The sequence below is a fragment of the Enterococcus sp. R12 genome (assembly GCF_058135755.1).
Map to the genome: position 1 here is coordinate 2891962 of NZ_CM176874.1, position 18455 is coordinate 2910416.

At 43.0% G+C, this 18455-nt stretch carries 15 protein-coding genes; 1 reads left to right on the forward strand and 14 read right to left on the reverse strand.

Translation table 11 applies throughout. From position 1 onward, the window contains the following. Window positions 1–48 precede the first annotated feature (48 nt). From guaD to ACTW1R_RS13475, 8 genes are all read right to left on the reverse strand, one after another. Window positions 49–1404 carry a guanine deaminase gene (gene guaD / locus ACTW1R_RS13440; protein ID WP_086337928.1) on the reverse strand — a complete coding sequence of 452 codons (1356 nt, stop codon included), beginning with the start codon at window positions 1402–1404 and terminating at the stop codon, window positions 49–51. A gap of 216 nt (window positions 1405–1620) precedes the next feature. After that, entirely contained in the window at window positions 1621–2961 is a 1341-nt protein-coding gene (locus ACTW1R_RS13445) for a hypothetical protein (protein ID WP_375826495.1), read from the reverse strand. 156 nt (window positions 2962–3117) lie between these two features. Next, the gene (locus tag ACTW1R_RS13450; protein WP_010749921.1) at window positions 3118–3459 is read right to left on the reverse strand and encodes a PTS sugar transporter subunit IIA; all 342 of its coding nucleotides are present in this window, start codon (window positions 3457–3459) and stop codon (window positions 3118–3120) included. 1 nt (window position 3460) lies between these two features. Beyond that, window positions 3461–3760 carry a PTS sugar transporter subunit IIB gene (locus tag ACTW1R_RS13455; protein ID WP_010749922.1) on the reverse strand — a complete coding sequence of 100 codons (300 nt, stop codon included), beginning with the start codon at window positions 3758–3760 and terminating at the stop codon, window positions 3461–3463. Between the two features lie 28 nt (window positions 3761–3788). Further along, entirely contained in the window at window positions 3789–5054 is a 1266-nt protein-coding gene (locus ACTW1R_RS13460; RefSeq protein ID WP_142968698.1) for a PTS sugar transporter subunit IIC, read from the reverse strand. Window positions 5055–5069: 15 nt separating this feature from the next. Further along, window positions 5070–5855 carry a tyrosine-protein phosphatase gene (locus ACTW1R_RS13465; RefSeq protein WP_489927297.1) on the reverse strand — a complete coding sequence of 262 codons (786 nt, stop codon included), beginning with the start codon at window positions 5853–5855 and terminating at the stop codon, window positions 5070–5072. 3 nt (window positions 5856–5858) lie between these two features. Next, on the reverse strand, window positions 5859–7739 hold the full coding sequence (locus tag ACTW1R_RS13470; RefSeq protein WP_422708857.1) for a BglG family transcription antiterminator: 1881 nt from the start codon (window positions 7737–7739) through the stop codon (window positions 5859–5861). A gap of 172 nt (window positions 7740–7911) precedes the next feature. Next, window positions 7912–10053, reverse strand: a complete 2142-nt coding sequence (locus ACTW1R_RS13475) for a glycoside hydrolase family 65 protein (protein WP_375826493.1) — start codon at window positions 10051–10053, stop codon at window positions 7912–7914. Between the two features lie 175 nt (window positions 10054–10228). Here ACTW1R_RS13475 and ACTW1R_RS13480 point away from each other — a divergent pair, with 175 nt between their 5' ends. Next, window positions 10229–11446, forward strand: coding sequence for an amidohydrolase family protein (locus ACTW1R_RS13480; RefSeq protein ID WP_375826492.1), 1218 nt, complete (start codon window positions 10229–10231; stop codon window positions 11444–11446). Window positions 11447–11528: 82 nt separating this feature from the next. Here the strand turns inward: ACTW1R_RS13480 and ACTW1R_RS13485 are convergent, their stop codons facing one another. The 6 genes from ACTW1R_RS13485 to ACTW1R_RS13510 form a co-directional block, all read right to left on the reverse strand. Beyond that, window positions 11529–12338: an alpha/beta hydrolase gene (locus tag ACTW1R_RS13485; protein ID WP_010749929.1), complete on the reverse strand. Its 810-nt coding sequence runs from the start codon at window positions 12336–12338 to the stop codon at window positions 11529–11531. Window positions 12339–12348: 10 nt separating this feature from the next. Next, window positions 12349–13815 carry an alpha-L-fucosidase gene (locus ACTW1R_RS13490; protein WP_375826491.1) on the reverse strand — a complete coding sequence of 489 codons (1467 nt, stop codon included), beginning with the start codon at window positions 13813–13815 and terminating at the stop codon, window positions 12349–12351. After that, window positions 13812–14468 carry an SGNH/GDSL hydrolase family protein gene (locus ACTW1R_RS13495; RefSeq protein ID WP_074933228.1) on the reverse strand — a complete coding sequence of 219 codons (657 nt, stop codon included), beginning with the start codon at window positions 14466–14468 and terminating at the stop codon, window positions 13812–13814. Before ACTW1R_RS13495 ends, ACTW1R_RS13490 begins: the two co-directional genes overlap by 4 nt. Before the next feature lie 142 nt (window positions 14469–14610). Next, window positions 14611–16359, reverse strand: a complete 1749-nt coding sequence (locus ACTW1R_RS13500) for a type 2 periplasmic-binding domain-containing protein (protein WP_288722115.1) — start codon at window positions 16357–16359, stop codon at window positions 14611–14613. Window positions 16360–16380: 21 nt separating this feature from the next. Beyond that, window positions 16381–17313 (reverse strand): carbohydrate ABC transporter permease, encoded by a 933-nt coding sequence (locus ACTW1R_RS13505; protein WP_005228460.1) that lies wholly within the window; start codon window positions 17311–17313, stop codon window positions 16381–16383. Window positions 17314–17328: 15 nt separating this feature from the next. Further along, complete coding sequence (locus ACTW1R_RS13510) at window positions 17329–18270, reverse strand: ABC transporter permease (protein WP_005228459.1); 942 nt, start codon at window positions 18268–18270, stop codon at window positions 17329–17331. Window positions 18271–18455: the final 185 nt, after the last annotated feature.

Consider the following 18455-nt stretch of genomic DNA (forward strand, 5'->3'; position numbering starts at 1 on the left):
CCGATCGTTAAATGTTTGTTTTTCGTTGATTCCACTGTCTCATTCTCCTCATTTTTCGTGTACTTTTTTTCCTTGGACCCAGACTTGGCGAATATTTTGCATCGTTGCTAAGTACAGGATTTTTTGTAATCTTGCTTCGGGTGAGGTGAACACACCGAAGTCAGGCAAAGGATTTTCTTTTTGTCGCGTATCGATCACTTGCACATCAAACGCATACCCTTCTTTGATGACACCTACTGGTAATCTCAGTGCCTCACCGCCGCCTTTTGTCGCCAATGAGAACGCATCGATCACGGATATACGAGAATCAGCTACTCCTCGTGTGTTTTGAGGAAGCGTGACATCCACGCCATCTTCTAACATTCTCGAAGACATCACAGCTTGTTTGATGTTGTCATACAAACTCGGTGAAAAACCGCCGGAGATATCCGTTCCTAAACCAATCGTGACCCCTTGTTCTTTCAAGCGCTTGATTGGGATCACGCCATTGGCAAAGTAGGCATTTGAGATGGGACAGTGCGCAACTGCGGCGCCGGTTTCGACAAAACGAGCGCCGTCAGCTGGGCTGATGAAATTGCCATGAGCCATCACTGCTTTTTCACGCAACAAGCCAAAATCTTGCAGCACTTCGGTATCCGTTTTACCAAATCGTTCTTGAACAAAGTCATGTTCCCATTGCCCTTCACTGCAGTGGGTCTGAACATGAACATCATATTTTTCAGCCAATGCGCCTAACCCTGCCAAGCCTTCATCGGTACAGCTGGGGACAAATCGCGGAGTGACCACAGGATAAACGCCTTGTGGTGCGGTCTTTGCGATTGCTTGTACTTCTTGAATAAAACGTTCTGTATCCGCTAATGCCTCTTCTGTTGACGCGTCTCGATAAAAAGCAGGATTGGCTTGGGGATCGTCCATAACGACTTTTCCGACTAATCCCCGTTGACCAAGAGTGGCACAAGTCTTCGCCAATTGAAGGCTCGCTTCTAGATGGATCGTTGCAAAATAAAGAACCGTTGTCGTTCCTCTTGCCAATAGCTGTGCTACCAAATCTTGATAGACAGCTTTGGCAAATGCTGGATCGGCATATTTTGCCTCCAGCGGAAACGTGCATTCATCTAACCAGACATTTAACGGTTCATCTAACGCGATCCCTGCTTGCGGCCATTGTGGTGCGTGGACATGCAGATCGACAAATCCTGGTAAAAAGCACTGGCCTTCGGATAAAGCCTGAAGATTCTCTGATGCTTTTGCCAGCTCTACCTCATACCCTTGATCTGTTTTGGCAGTAACTTTCGTGATAATCCCTGCGTCATCGACTTGAATCAAAGCTTCTTCTATATATTCTAGTTTTCCATCAGTTGGCGTATGGAAAACATCTCCTTTAAAATAGCGAATGGTTGCCATTTGTTTGATTTCCCCCGTTCTCTAAGACATTGTCAGGAAAAAGCCGTTCATTTAATGTTCCTTTTTCACTAACACGATGTTCTTATTTTAACGCTATTCGAAAATAGTGCAATAAAATTCACTATCATAAAGGAAGATAAAACGCTGAACGTTCGGTTTTTATGCGATTTCAAAAAAGACACCGTCTAGAAATAAGACAGTGTCAGTTAACGACGCTTATACTTTTGTTTTCTTTAGTTGCCGATAAAATACCACCAGTCCACCTACTAGCAAACAGAGTACTCCTGCAATCGAGCCCCATTTTGCTGGCTCTAAAAAGCTTTGGATCCTTGAGGTCTGATTCGTTGCCGTCGTTCCTGATAGCTGAAACAAGAAAGCCAGCGGCTGATGTTCAAAACGAAGAATGACAAACAGGAGTGTCATCAAAAGAAATTGATGTACCAGACTCCCTTTGCTTTGTGTGGCATACTTGGCTAAACTCTGCTGCTCGATTGCTTCGGGTTTTGCTGCCAAATACTGTTTCGTAAGCCATTGATTCAATCCCGCATTAAAGAAGCTAATGACGAATAAACTTATTGGAATCAGTGTGTCGCTGCTGAACAGAAGAACACCTGCCATCAGCCCAAGTAAATATGTTGGTACCAGCTGTTTTTCTAAACGATGAGCGAGTTTTCCTCCGAGAAACATGGCACCAAAAAGGCCCAGTGCATATGGTAAGTAAACGTGCATGCTTAGCGCTTGTGCTCCAAGTCGACCGGTAACATACACCGAGCCGAAAAGAAAAAGAAAGTTTCCGATCACCCCACGAATGAAGGTGAGCACATTTAGATGAAGTGGCTGTTTCCACGAGCGGCTGCGTTTCGTTAAAGTGATCAGCAGCAAAGCAAAGAGAAACAAGAAGCCAGTGATCGCCCACTCAAACAGGGCATTCGACTTGATCAGCCTTGCTGCTCGCAAGCCAAACAGTAAGAGAAAGAAAAAGAAATACAACAAAAACTGCTTGTTGAATAACTGGTTGCGTTGCATCAACGGTCTTTTTGGGAGGTTGTTGAAGGTTTGACTACTCTTAGCTGCCAGCACAAAGAGTGCAAAATAACTGCCAAATAGGCCAACGCCTTGAAGGTCATCAGACAACCGTAAGGCAAACAGTAAAACGAAAAGAAAGAACAGCGCCTCCTTCCAATCATTTTTCAGCGGCTGTTCAGTGAGCTTGGCTTTTTGGCGTACCATCAGGTCAGCTGGCGGCAGCCAAGAAGCACTGATCCCCAACAAACCAGCCGCTGGCAAGAGTGCCACGCTCCACCAAGTGCTCAAGATACCCACCAATGCGCCGGCGCCGCCGATCAAGACACTTGCTGCTAACAGCGATGGTGCAAAAAGCGCCGTAAGCGTCTGTAAGAAAAAGATCCCTGTCATGCGAAAGGTATAAAACAGCGCAAAGGCTAATGCTGCACTTAGCGACTGCTCTTTGCTCAAAGATAAAAAATAAAGATACGGAATGATCGTGATCGTATTGCTGATGATCAAAAGTGCGGTATGGGATTTGAAAGCTTTCATCGTCCGACTCCTTGGTTTGATTTAAGGTTCCATCTTTCTTCTATCCTACACCTTCAAGCAATCCTGTCAACGTGCGTACCAAATTTAAGCAAAAAGAAACCAAGTGTTTTGTCAAAGGACTGACACTTCGTTTCTTTTTCTTATTGCGATTTTCGGTTAGGAGCCAGTAGACTGAATCGTTTGCTTAATTGCCTGAATTTCTTCATACAACCCTTGAAACTCTTTTGCAAGCTCACTCATGATGTCTGCGCTCATCAAAAGATCTTCCGCATGACTTAATAGTAAGGACATCCAGACTTTTTCCCCTTGGGCTTCTTGTTGAACTAACTTCCGATGTGCCAAATGGGCTTCATGATAATGTTCTTTTCCTTTTTCGATTGCTTGCAGTGCAGCCAGATTCTGGGCTTCTCTTCCTTTTTGAATACTTTCAAAAAAGCAACTTCTTGCCATACCCGCTTGCGAAATAATCTGAAAACAAATTTGTTCTTTTTCTTCCATTCTACTCTCCTATTAGTTCAAGTGCTTGTTCCAATGCTTTTTTTCCATCCATCATGCCATAGGTGCGCATGTCGATACTGGCTGCTGGACAAGCAACTAAACCTTGGACTTCATTTAATCGGTATGAAACTTGCGGTCCTAACAGTACGCAATCAGCATCTTTTGCTGCAGTCGTTACTGATTCAATGGAGAACGCATCGATCGCCACCGTTTCTCCTTTTTCTTGCGCTGCTTTTTTCATATTATTTACTAAGACACCAGTAGACATGCCGCCAGCGCAAACTAATACTATTTTTTTCATCATTGTTCCTCCATTTTCTCGTTATTTGTTACTCAACGACTGTCGCTTGGGTTTGCAGATTCTTTTCTTCAGCTAGTGCTGCTTTGTCTTGCAGACGCATAAAAGGGATATAGATGAGGACACATAAGACAAATTGAATCAATTGTGCAATGATTCCTTGCCAGCCATTCACTAAGAAGCCACCGAAAATAATCGGAAATCCAGTTGGGATATTGACTCCATTGTGATAAGGCAAAAAGCCCACAATTGTTAAGAGATATGCTGACAACACGGAAACAGCCGGTGTTAACATCAAGGGAAGCAGCATTCTGATATTCATCACCTGAGGAATCCCAAATTTGATTGGCTCAGAAATACCAAACATGGAAGGGATCAAACCAATTTTACCAACAGCTTTTAGTTGCTCTGATTTGCAGCCAAAAATAGCCAGTAAAGCGACTGCAAATGAGCGAGCCCCGCGATTGTTCAAAATAAACCCAATCGTAAACAAATGTGGTAATGCTTGACCGGCACTGTACGCCGCCAGATTATCAAGTCCTGGTTGGTAAAAGACCAGCATCAAGATCGGATAAACAGCCAACACTCCGTGAATGCCAAAGAACCAAAGAAATTCGATAAAAGCCACAATGATCATGCAGGCAAGAATATTCGCTCCTAGCAAGGTCAGTGGAGCTTGTACCCAAGTATAGATCATATCTGTCAGCGTGCCATAAGGGGTTGCCGCCATGCCCACGTAGATGATGCCCATAATGGCTGAAACAATAATTGCTGGCACGATCGCTGCAAAGGATTTGTTGACGATCGGCGGTACCGAATCCGGCATTTTGATCATCAAATTCTTCTGTACACATAAAATGTAAATTCTGGCACCCAACAATCCACCAAACATGGCGACAAACATCCCACCGGAGCCAAGGGTCGACAACTCCATCGTACGAGTTTCTTCTAAAGTCGAAATCGGACTCAAGATCAAAAATGAGACCAAACTCATGATACCGGCATTTAGTTGATCCGCATTTAAATGTTCGGCTAATTTATATCCAACTAGAAAGGCGACATAAACGGAAACGACATCGATCGTCATCGCGTTGACTTGGGTTAATAGTGCTTTCAAACCAATTTGTTCCATTATCTGTTGCGTTGCCCCAATATCGATCGCATTGATCAAGGAAGCAATGGAACTGATCATCATGACGGGCATTAAGCCCATCATTGCATTGGCAATGGCTTTCATATAAATATTGTTTTGTACTTGAATGGCTGCAGCTAGTATTTTATCTTTCAGTGTATTCATAAGGTCCTCCTTCACTTAATCCCGCAAGTATTTATCTTTAAGCAGCTGGATTTTCTGCTGTGAAAAACCCAGTTCTTCTTTTACATACGTTTCAATCCCCCCATGAGCCTCAATCAAATCCAAAGCGGTTTGTAAAAAGCACCGATCAGCTTCTTTGAAGTATCGCATTGCTGCCACAAAATCGGGGTTGTTCGTTTCTTCTTGTATCTGCTTGAGACTCTTGGTATTTTTCTCTCTTTTGTACTCGTTGGTCAGCAGATAATCTTCCATGACCTCTTCATAACTGACACCCAACAGTAACTGAATCAGGGCAACCCCATAACCGGTGCGGTCTTTGCCACCACGGCAGTGCTGAACCACTGCACCTTCAGCTTCCAAATGAATGTCCAATACTTCTTTAAAAACGGTCTTGCATTGACTGTTTTCAACAAATTCATGATTTTGCCGAATCACCAATTCTTTTGCAACTTCGGCGGTGATTTCTTCTGCAGAAAGCGCCATTGGCTCCCCTTCTTCTGAAGAAGCTAAAGCAGCAATATCAGCAATCGGTGTCAAATAAAGCACCTGAGCATTCCCAATGGGTTTGTCTTCATTGTCTACTCTTTCTTGGGCATTACGGTAGTCAATAATTTTCTCGATTCCCAGAGCTGCTAATTTTTTCTGATCGGCTTCTGTCAATTTGCTCAATTCGTCTGAGCGGTATAGTTTTCCAGTCACCACATATTTTCCCTCTTTGGTCCGATAGCCGCCAAAATCGCGAAAATTATATGCACCTTCTAAGGTTACTTTTTCATTTGTCATATACTACTCCTTTAAATAATTAATGAACGACATAAAGTCCGTTGTTGCAGCTAGTTTGTTAACTTTATCCAACGAAGAACATTGTTTGATCAAATGATCATTCAGCGGTTGCACTTTTAAGTGATCTTGTTCAGCAATCACTAATAAGAAAACGAGACGAACCGACTGTTTGTACCAGAACACTGGCTTTTTCAAGTTTGCAACAGCAATCACCGTTTCTGAACCAATCAGTGCATTGGGATGAGGGAAAGCGACCGACGGTAAGAAATCGGTTCCAAAAAAGGCTTCTCGTTCAAAAACTAATGTTTCAAAATTCTCAGGCATTGAATACTGTTCTTTGATTTGTTGGCATAAAAAATGCAATACCGCTTCTTTTGTTTCAAATTCTTGTTCACAGATGAATAATGATTCCTTAAAGTAGTTCAAAAGCACTTCTTCTGTGAAGACAGCGGCCAATGCGGCTTCGATCTTTTTGATCATATCCGGTTGCATAAAATAATCAACATTCATAACAGGAATCGTTCCTTCGTAAGGAAGGGGAATCGAAGAAAAGATGAAATCGAACTCCTGCTCTTCGATCATTTGCAAAAATTCATATTGATTGCATACCGTGACTTTCTTGATATAATTGCGAAAATAAAACTCAAATTTCTCTTTAAGGAAGGTATTGGCCGCTCGGCCTAGGTCATTGACCACTAAAATATACTTGCGCTGTGTTTGCGAATTTTTCTTATTTAAAGCCACATCAAAGTGCATCGCCAAATAGCTGAGTTCATGATCACTGATGGTCTTTTCAAATTGCTTTGCAATGACTTGACCGGCAATGATGGCTAAATCATAAGCGACATTACAGTGTACCTTCACCTCATTCAACAAAGGATTTTTCAGCTCGATCCCCAATTCGATCCGATCGATCAGCGGAGCAAAGTGCAACATCAACATCGTTTGCAGATCCAAGTCTTTGCTGAAATCGATTTGGCGGCTTTCCTTGATCGCTTTTAAAATTTTGCTGACCAATTCTGCTGCTTCATCTGAAACAGTCATCTTTTCATTTCTAGGGACTACTCGTTTGCCAACGATTTGCCCTAAAACATAATTTCGCTCGTATTCGGTAAAGTGTACAGCACATTCTTTTTCAATTCTGGCTATGATTCGCTCTCCTAGTAACGTCTGTTCATCATTGGTCCTGCCGCTGATTGGCAGATTTCGATCCAAGTAGCGGCCGCTTTGCATGCGTAAGACAGCGATCGCTAAATGATTCACCAGATTGTTCAAAATAGCCTCCGACATGGGGTAGGCTTTTTGCGAAAACTCCGACGAAACGATCGCTTTTATCTGCTGATGAAGAAGCGACGGTGTATCTTCGCTGATTGTGCCCTCTTCTAACTGCTTGATATGGGTTCTTTGCAAATAATTACTAGCCATAAACCGTCTCAAGTCAAATTCGCTGCCGCTAAGTTTCATTCCGTAATACGGCTTCGTTTGAATGGAGAGCTGGTAATGGCTTAGTATACGTCGCAGCTTTTTCAATTCTTGAGATAGCTTACTCTGAGAAATGAATAAGCGTTCGCAAAGCATTTCGGACTTAATATACGTTTCTTCTTGAATAAAGAATTCAATAATTCTAGAAACAAAGTCGTCATTGTGTGACGCTTGTTCTTTCCTTCGCTGAAAAGCTTCTTCGTTCGTTATTTGTAAATACAACCCACTCCCTTTTTTCGCTTGGATCATACAACCGTATCGTTCTTGATGCTGGTTGATTTCTTCTGCATAACGGCGAACGGTTTTCCTGCTAACACCCAACTCGGCAGCAGCCGCTTTACTCGTCATAAAACCGTCATGCTTCGAAAGTGTTCTTAACAACAATAGGCTTAATTTTTCCATCTCTCTCTCCCTCGCTTACTAGTTTAGAGTCAAACTCAAGCAACCTCCATAGGTATATCTTCCCTTTCATTAAGGGAAATTTCTACAAGAAGATTTATGGAACGAGTCAAAAAAACCGCCGCAGGCGAAAATCCTTGCGGCGGTTCTGGTTCTATCCGATTGATCAGTCTTCTTACGGATAGGCATCGATAGTCGTGGTGTGTTGCTGAATCCAAAGTCCATGCCCCTCTTTGACAATACGCAACTTGCTGTCAGGCAGCAACCGGCATTCGATTTCTCCCCCTTGAAGCTTCACTCTGATTGCTTCTTGCTGATAAGTGATCGTAAAGGTCAGTGATTCGATTTTCTGTGGCAAATGATTCGCCAAGTGAAGTCCGCGATCATAGGTCAGACCAGCAAAACCATAAATCAAACTCAACCAGCTGCCGCCCATATTGGCAGCATGAACACCGTCTACAACATTCTTTTGCAAATCATTGAGATCCATCAGTGCGGTATCCATGAAGTAGCGATACGCTTTTTCAGTGTCGCCGATTCGGCTAGCCATCACACTAAAGATGGAACGAGACAACGAGGAGTCATGGGTCGTCACCTGCTCGTAATAGTCATAGTCTCTTGTTAATTGATCTGCTGAAAATTCATGAGTAAACAGCATCTCTGCTAAAACAGTATCTGCTTGCTTGCATACTTGATACTTATAAATGATCATTGGATGATAGTGAAGCAGAAGCGGATAATTCTCAGCAGGTGTTTCCTCAAATGGCCACAGCGCTTGATCTAAGAAGGAATCATCTTGTTTCGTTAGCTGCCGCTCTTCATCGTAACCGAAGTACATCAAGTCAGCTGCTTTTTCCCAATCGGCAATCAATTCTTGATAGACATGGTATCGGTTGGCCAATTCGACCGCATAGCGTAAGTTATTTTGTACCATTTTGTTTGTATAAAAATTGTTGTTTACCAAAGCGCTGTATTCGTCTGGTCCTGTCACTCCATGAATACAAAACCGCTCTTGTCCTTCTTTTACAACAAACGTGCCATAATGAAACCAGAATTTCGCTGTTTCAAAAACGACTTCTTTACCAATTTCTTCAATAAAGGGTTGATCACCCGTGATACGTTCATATAATTGAAAACCATAAACGATATCGGCATTGATATGCAGTTGTGCTGTACCTGCTGGATAATAGGCACTCGTTTCATTACCGTCAATCGTACGCCAAGCAAACAATGCCCCAGCTTGATTCAATTCTTTTGCTCGTTTTTTGGCTTGCGGCAAAATACTTGCACGATAGGAAAGCAAGCTTTTGGCTATCTCGGGGTTCGTATAAACGAAGAAAGGCAGTAGATACATTTCTGTATCCCAAAAATAATGTCCTTCATATCCTTCACCCGTCAGCCCTTTTGCGGCGAAATTCGTTTTCCCATCACGCCCTGCACCTTGGTTCAAATGAAACAAATTGAAACGGATCCCTTTTTGCAAATAGTCATCCCCCACGATTTGAATATCGCTGGCTTGCCAGAAAGATCGATAGTAATCCGCTTGTTCTTTTAATAAGACAGAAAACTCGTCGACTTTCTGCTCAAATGGTGTCTCACCAAACCTTTGCAGCAATTTGACCTGAAAAATCGAAGTTGACGGTTCTCCAACTGTCAAATACTGCTTTTCTTGATGCAGCCGAATAGCGATTTGCTTTTGACTATTTGGTGCTGTCCATACTTGGTATGCGCCCATTTGTTCTTTTTCCAATTGATGATTCTTACTGGCAACTCGAGGATCATCTGTTTTATTGACAGAGAATTGCTGATTTAATGTGTGGGATAGTTCGATCGGTTCTGAAAAATCGGCTGTTATCACTTCATAGCGGCAAACATAGAGTTCACAACGCGTCATTGACGCAAACGAAGTTAACCCCAACTCAAAAGACTTTCCGGTCGGAGTAGTGATCCGATAACTTTCCGTCAGAATCCCGTCAGCTAATGCAAGACTCATTTGCGTTCGTTCGACTTGCCATTCCTCAACCGAAGAATCCTCCTCGCCGATTTTCAAAATAACTCCACGCAAGTTTGGCAATTTGCAAATCGTTTGATGTTCTTTTGCATACCCATAAGCCCATTCGCCATACTGAATCGGCTCACTGTCAAAAAAGCCGTTGACAAACGCCCCAGGATTTCCTGGATACAGTTGATTGACCTTCAAAGGATGCCCTGCACGGACGCCGATTTGCCCATTTCCTACAGCGAACAATGTTTCTAGATACTCCATTTTCTGATGGGACAGCTCATCAGCTGTCAATAGAAAGTCGTTTTTCTTCATCCTTTATCCTCCAAGTCTTTTGGTTTATTCCTCGTTATCTTCACTTAGTTTCTATCCTACACTTCTAGCCAATGATTGCAAGGCTCAGCTCTTAGTCCTTTTGCCACAAGCATCTCTTTAGAGCCGAGCAGCGAATGTATGATACCATGAAGCAAACACGAAAGAAGGCGATTTCTTGGATTTATGGCTTACAAATGTTCAACTTGAGACGAGTTATTTAAAAGAAGGCGACTGGTCTTATGGAACCAAAACAGAAAATACAGCAATCGGGATCAATGATGGAAAAATAGCGGAGATCGTGCCGATGACTGAATGGCAGGCATCAAGTGAGGCGACGATCATTGATGGGGAAAATCAGTTATTGTTGCCAGGATTGATCGAAAAACATTGTCATTTGGACAAAAGTAAATTAGGTACTCCTTGGCGTCCAGTAACGCCCGCAGCTAGCTTGGTGGAACGATTTGAAACTGAGATTCCCCAATTAGATGCCTTACCGTTATCAATCAAAGAACGCGGACAAGCGCTGATTGATTTAGAACTACCTCACGGTGTGGTGATGTTCCGCTCACATATCGATATTGAACCAATGACTCAGCTGCGTTATTTTGATGCGATCACTGAATTAGTCGCCGAACAACCTTTTGGCTCGGAGTTGGTCTTATTCCCACAACATGGCTTATTGCGCTCAAATGCAGCTTCTTTGATTGAAGAAGCCTTAGCAACGGGCAAAGCTTCTTATATTGGCGGTGTTGATCCTTATACACTCGATCAAGATTATAAAACTTCCTTACGGACAACTTTTGAACTTGCTCAAAAAGGGCATGTCGGTATTGACCTCCATCTTCATGATCGGCAAGAAGCTGGCAGAGCGACCGTCAAAGAAATGATTCGTTTGACGAAGGAATTCAATATGCAAGGAAAAGTAGCGATCAGTCACGCCTTTGGTCTAAATGACTTTGAGGGAGAAGAACGCAAAGAAGTCTTTCAAGCCTTAGCAGACTTAGAGATCCATATCATTTCAAGTATTCCCATCAGCCCAGGAACGATCCCGCCACTGAAGGAATTGCAAAGCTATGGCGTGGCTGTTCATATCGGTTGCGACAATGTCTATGATTCTTGGTCTTCTCTTGGCGACGGTTCTTTACAAGAAAAGCTGGCGCGCTATTTAGAGATTTTTGCCGTCAAAAGTCAGGAAGACTTGACGCAAGCCCTAGGTCTGGTTACTGATGGCAAAGTGCCCTTAGATAAAAACGGTGCGCAGCAATGGCCTAAGGTTGGTGATTCGGCTGATTTCTTGCTGACACCAGCTGCTTGTACGGCAGAATTCGTTGCCCGCAAAGGCTTCGTCAGCAAAAGTTTTTATCAAGGAACGGTTGTCTTTTCAGCTGAATAAACTATCTGATAACAACGAAAAGAAAAGCCATTGTCTGAACTCAGCAGACAATGGCTTATTTCTTTCGATCATTAAACGTTTCTCAAAAATTCCATTTTACCCAATCAGCAAATAATTCTGGCCAACGGACAACCGACGCTTCGATCCCATGTTGATCGCTGTTGGCGGTTTCTGGCGTTCCTAAACTTAACCCGTGACCGCCCCGAGGGAAAATGTGTAGCTCATAAGGTATATTAAATTTGCGCAGCTGTTCGGCAAAAAGGAGGCTGTTTTCCGCCAAGACTAATCCATCTTCTAACGTATGCCAAAGAAACGTTGGTGGTGTCTGTTCATTGACTAAAGTCTCTAAAGACAAGGCGGCTTTTTCTGTTTCGTAACGATCTGCTAATAATGAACGGAAGGAATCTTGGTGCCCAAGTTCTCCACTAGATAATACTGGGTAGCTCAATAGTAACCCGTTAGGCCGCCATTCTTCATTGGCTCCTTGTAAAGCCTCTGCTAGAAAAGGTTGCTGCCAAGACACACCCAAGTTAGCAGCTAAATGGCCACCAGCTGAAAAACCAGCAACGATGATTTTTTCAGGATCGACGTGCCAGGTGTCATGATTGGTGCGGACAAGACGAACGGCAGCAGCCAATTCCTTTAAGGCTAACGGATAGACAGCCGGTTTGATACTATAATGCAACACAAAGGCTTGGAAACCAAAGCTCATCATTTTGATGGCGATAGGTTCCGCTTCTCGATCCGACAACATTTCATAGCCGCCGCCAGGACAGATGATGACAGCTGGTCGGACACGATCTGGTTCCATTTCAGGAGAATTTTCGATGACATAGGTAGTTAAACTTGCTTGGCTTTCTGGTAAAAGTGCAGATCTTTTTTCATGTATCACGGGTTGCGCCTCATTTCATTGTAATTTTATAGACAATTGGTTGGTCGGTTTCAATTGGTTCAAAAGTTAGTTGCAAGCCTTCATCGGTCACTTGCCAATCAACAGGCTGTTCTTCGTATCCTAGAATCGTGACGGTTTTGATGATGCCGTGAAATTCTGGCAAATTTTGGTCTTTGGATTGTGCCAGTGCTTGGATCCTTGCGTGTCCATTCTGAGGACTTACCATGCCAATCGCATACATCGAATCCCCCTGAACCGTAAAGCGGAAATCTTGGCTCGTGTATGTCGTCGCCTGTGCTTCTTGAAATTGGCCCGAAACTACGGTCGTGGGCCCTTCCCCTGCTTTGCGCCATGGTTTCGCATCATAAATGGCTTCACCATTTACATCCAGCCACGCACCGATTTCTTTTAAGATCGCTTGATCTTTTTCTGGGATCGAACCATCCCCTTTCGGCCCGATATTCAAAAGGAGATTGCCGTTTTTACTGACGACTTCGATCAAATCCTGTAAAATCTCACGTGTTGTTTTATAATCCAATGTCGTGGTATAGCACCATGAATTACGTGCGATTGCTGTGTCTGTTTGCCAGTAAAATGGTTGTGGTTCGGCAAATTTCCCCCGTTCGATCTCCACGATACCGCTACCAAACATCATGGCATCGTGTTTGTAGCAAATACCAACTTGTTTGCCCCATTCAGCCCCACGATTGTAATAGTAAGCAGCGAAAAGTTGCAAATGCTCCTTGAAGGCTTCATGTTGGATCCACCAATCAAAATACAGCAGCTCTGGTTGATAGTTGTCGACGAGTTCACAGGTTCTAAGTAGCCAATCATCTAAAAATTCTTTTGACGGGTATGGCTCGCTAAAGAGACTTTCATGGTCTGGCTCTGGCATCGCTGGCCAGTAAAAGTCGCCTTTTTCTAGCGGCTCCTTGATATCACTGTCAAAATCCTTACCGTGTCCCATAAAAAACCAATGTTCGGCACGATGAGATGAGGTACAAAAATGCAGGCCTTGCTCCTCTGCTGCTTCTTTTAGTTCCCCAAGAATATCTTTTTTCGGCCCCATAACTGACGCATTCCATTCAGACAGTTCGCTTTTATACATCTGAAACCCGTCGTGATGTTCTGCAACGGGAAAAAGATAATTGGCACCGGCTTGTTTGATCAAGCGAATCCATTCATTTGCATCAAATTTATCTGCGGTAAACATCGGAATAAAGTCTTTGTAGCCAAAGTTTTTTTGTGGACCATAGGTTTCAATATGGTGATCATATTCTGGGTGGCCTTTGATGTACATATTTCTTGAATACCATTCATTGTGAAAGGCTGGAACACTGTACAGTCCCCAATGAATGAAGACCCCAAATTTTGCTTTGCGGAACCATTCCGGTAGAACAAAAGCGCCCAATGACTGCCAATTTGGAAAAAAGGGGCCTTGATGTGCGACTTGCTGGATCGTTTCTACTGTGATCATTGTTTTTCCTCCAAAATACCGACTGTTTCCAGCCATGTTTTTGCAATCAACACATGTCCGGCAGTCGAGGGGTGCACGCGATCACTGCTTAAGACATAGGATGATTGATAAAGCAAAAAATCATCAAACTTTTCCTGCGTATCCCCTAAAAGGATACCATACTCTTGCGCTACTTTGGCAAGCACTTGTTGGTAATTGGCAAGCATTTTTCTTAATGGATCTTCTTTGTTGGCTTCAACCATAAACGGGCTCAAAAGAATCATCCCCTTGACATTTGACAAGGTCTGCTCGATCAAATCACGCAGCTCTGATTCAAATCTCTCGATCCCCACTAGTTCCGTTTGAGCAAAGGTTCCATCAAAATGCCGCCACACATCATTCACACCGATCATGATCGTTACCCAATCTGGTTGAAATGCCAACACATCATCCTTCCAGCGCTTCTTCAAATCGACAACCGTATCCCCACTGACACCCCGGTTGACGATCATTAATTCCATTTGCGGGAGTAATGCTGTGGTATAGGCGTTGATCAGATGAACATAGCCGTCCCCCCATGAAGACCAACCTGCGGGTATCGCTTGATAATTTCGATTGCTATCTGTGATCGAATCCCCCATAAAAAGCAAACGATCTTTTTTTTCCACTATCATTGTTTTCCTCCTTAAAGAAAGAAGACTGATCCGCTGGTGCTGGATCAATCTTCTTAAGTGATTGCTTATCCAAAGGCTGTATACTCACTTTTGCCAAGGAACCGTTGGCAAATCACTCGAGCGATTCTTTGTTTGTTTTTGATTAGTCTCCAAATTCTTTCGCTACTTCTATCCGTTTTTCGTTTTGATCTTTTGCATTGTTCATGTCAAATTCCAAAACGGTTTGATAGCCAAGACCATCTGCTGTTTCTTGCATTTCTTTTAGCAATTGATCAAATTCTGCTTCATCTTTGGCAAAAACCATTCGCCAAGAGTACTCGATGATCGTCGCTTTGGCTTGGTTACGCAACGTAGAGATCTCTGAACTATCTTCTGGCGCTACATAGCTGGCACCAGGGGCAACTAACAATTGGTCGTTCTCCTCTAAATAACCAATGGTGGATTCTGCACCACCCATATTTTTTGACCAATCTTCTTTTACAGGATCGGTTGTTTCATTTTGGTAGCTTTCCCACATCGTATAAGCATAAGGGAAGCCTGTATCAGGATTGATATCGATCGGTAATACCGTATTGACGTTGAGTGCAGATACGCCATCTTTGTAACTTCCGCCACCGTATTCTTCTGGCACATCCCCATCACCATCTAGCAATGCTTGTTTTCCGAACTCAGTTAAGACAGGCTCGCCGTCTTTCATTTCCCAAGTCAACCCTTCTGGACCACTACTGCCGCTTGTTTGAGAAGAATTTGCTAACACACCTTCTGATGAGTAGAGCCAGTCAATGAAGGCTGCGATTCGTTCTGGGTCTTCGGCATTAGAACCGATCCCGATAAATTGTTTGCCCCCGTATACTTCCGCACCATAAGAGAAGATTTTTTGGTCTTGGATCGGCGCCAACATAAAGCCTTTTCCTTCAGTCAAGTTCGTGGTCGTATTAAAGGCCGCTTGACCTAACCAAGGCCACCATGAGAATAACACTTGTCCTTCTTGGAATTTTGCAAAAAGTGTATCGTAATTTTGCGTCGTTGATTCTGGGTCAACTAAGCCCATTTGATTGGCTTCGAAGTAAAACTTAAGTGCACGAATATATTCAGAGTCACTATCGAGAATGCTTTGATAATCAGATCCATCGGCTTTTGCCAAGACAAATCCTGATTCATCGTACCCATAGTAGGTGACCAGCTGTTTGCCTGCATTCATCATGTTGCCGTCCCAATCGCTGAATAGAGAAAACCCATAAACTTTTTTGCCAGAATCTGTTGTTGGATTGGCTTCTTGCATTTTTTGAATCACAGGAAGCAGGTCTTCCAATGTCCCGATTTCTGGGTATCCTTGCTCCCCATAAAGATCCCAACGCACGTAAGCACCAAATGTAGGGTCTAATCCTTCTGAAGGATCGGTGGCTTTTAAGGTAGAAACAGAAGTTGGAAAGCCATACAGCCCATCGGCATCTTTGTTTAGATTTTGAACAGCCGCATCGAAGCGCTGAACATTTTCCATAGTTTCATAATACTCGCTCGCATCGGTCAACAAACCTGCTTCAACCAATTCGTTGTATTGTTGGCCATTATCAACAATGATCAAATCACCCAAATCGCCTGCTGCCGTTCTCGTTTGATAAAGGGTATCACCGTTTCCAGCAACGTTTGGTGCGATGATGTTCAATTCCATATTGAATTTATCCCGCACGATTTTGGCAAACCACCCTTCTTGCATCCCCATATAGTTGGCTAGCCCATTATAGACATCGATCGTGATCGTTTCATCGTAGCCACTTTCGCTAGAAGCGGCATCTGTGTCAGATTCAGCTGCTCCTCCACAGCCGGCTAAACTACCTAGCAATGTCATGCCTAACAAACCTGTTGTTACATATTTCGACATTTTTTTCATTTTCTTCCCTCTTTCTTTTTATTAACCTTTCACCGCACCCAACATAATTCCTTTAACAAAATACTTCTGGAATAGCGGATAAATGAACATGATTGGTAAAACAACAATGACTGAAACGGTCATGCGGATCGACGTCGGCGTCTGCGTTGTTGCTGCTGAAGCGATGCTGGAAAGTGATCCCGAGGTATTTTTGACCATTTGTGCCAACGAATTGGCTTGATTGATATACGTATAAAGAAGGTATTGCAAGGAGTAGAGACTTTGATCCGTAATGTAAATCAGTGTATCCTGGAAGGAATTCCATTGACCCACTGCCGAGAAAATCGCTACTGTTGCTAAAATCGGCGTACAGTTGGGTAAAATTACCCGAAAGAATACTTGAATGATGCCAGCTCCATCCATTTCAGCTGCTTCTTGCAATGATTTGGGGATCGACTCAATATAGGTTTTCACCAAGATGATATTAAAGGGCTGAACGACAGCCGGCAATATATAGACCCAAAAGTTATTCGTTAAACCTAATGTCTTCATCGTGATGAATAATGGAATCAACCCTGCATTGAAATACATTGTAATCACGACAAAGCGATACCAAAATTTTCGTTTCCACATTTTTTCTTGGGTAAACATGAAGCCTAAGAAGGCTGAAGCTAAGACAGTCGCGGCGGTACCAATCACCGTTCTAGCCACCGAAACCGTTGCGGCTAGAGGCAATCCTTTTAGCTGTAACACTTGACTATAGTTTTCAAAATGGATCTCTTGTGGAAAAAAGCGAATTTGGCCTAACGCACTCAACTCATTATTACTGATTGAATTAATGATCAAGTAATAAAAGGGATACGCGCAAATCAACGTAATCAAAAAGAAAAAGGTATAGTTGAGAATACTAAACGTCAGATTTTCACGTTTGCGTACTTTTTTCGCCTTTTTCTTTTCACTAATCGATAGTTCCATTGATATCCTCCTCTTCTAAATAATGGATGTCCCCCGAATTTTTTTCGAAGCAATATTGACGATGGCTAACAAGGCAACAGAAATGACGCTTTTTAGCATACTGATCGCGGTCGCTAGCGATAGACTATTTCCGCCCATCCCTAAATTGTAGACATACAAATCGAGGACTTGGATCGTGTTTCGATTGAATGCATTTTGGAAGACAAAGTACTGATCCATTCCGTTGTTCAGCAAGTTGGCGATAGACAGCATCAGCATCACAAGGAACGTCGGCATCAAGGCAGGTAGTGTGATATGACGCATCAGGTGGAAACGATTCGCCCCATCAATTCGTGCCGATTCATACAATTCGGGGTCAATTCCTGAAATGCCTGCAAGATACATGATGGCACCCCAGCCCAAGCCTTTCCAAATATTCCAAAGACACATCATCAGCCACGTATGATTGCCGCTATCCAAAAATTTGACTGGATCGGTAACGAAGCCCCATTCTTGCAGCAACGTGTTTACCAGCCCTGTTGAAGAAAACAAGCTAAAGGCAATCGTATACACCAAAACCCAACTGATAAAATTCGGCAGCGTGGTCAGCGTTTGGACCAAATTTTTAAACCATTTGCACTTGATTTCGTTCAGTAAAATGGCGAAGCCTACTGGTAGGATCGAAGTGGCGATCCCTAAAAAACTCATGGCAAAGGTGTTTTTCATTACTTGTACGATCTGATCCACTTGTGTTGGACTAGAGACAAGAAGTCGAAACCATTTGAAGCCTACGAACTCGCTGCGCGCTAAACCTAATGCTGGTTTGTAATCATAAAGTGAATAAATCCATCCATGCAAAGGAAAATAAGAGAACAAAAACACGAGAATCAGAAAGGGAACGATACATAAAAACAAAATCTTCCCTTCTCGTGTCACCCGCTTATTTTTTCTTGGGACACTGCTTAGTTTACTTTCCATTTTCCTCCCCCTTTTTTTGTAACCGCTTTTACATTTTTAATACTAGCACCTGAATGCTTATTTGCCACCTGTGAAAAATAGAGGTCAATCCGTACATTTTAGACTTCATTTTTCTTTTATTTATAAAGAACGTTGATCTATCAATGTTTTCGCTAGAAACCGCTCGAATGGTAAGGCTTTCAAAA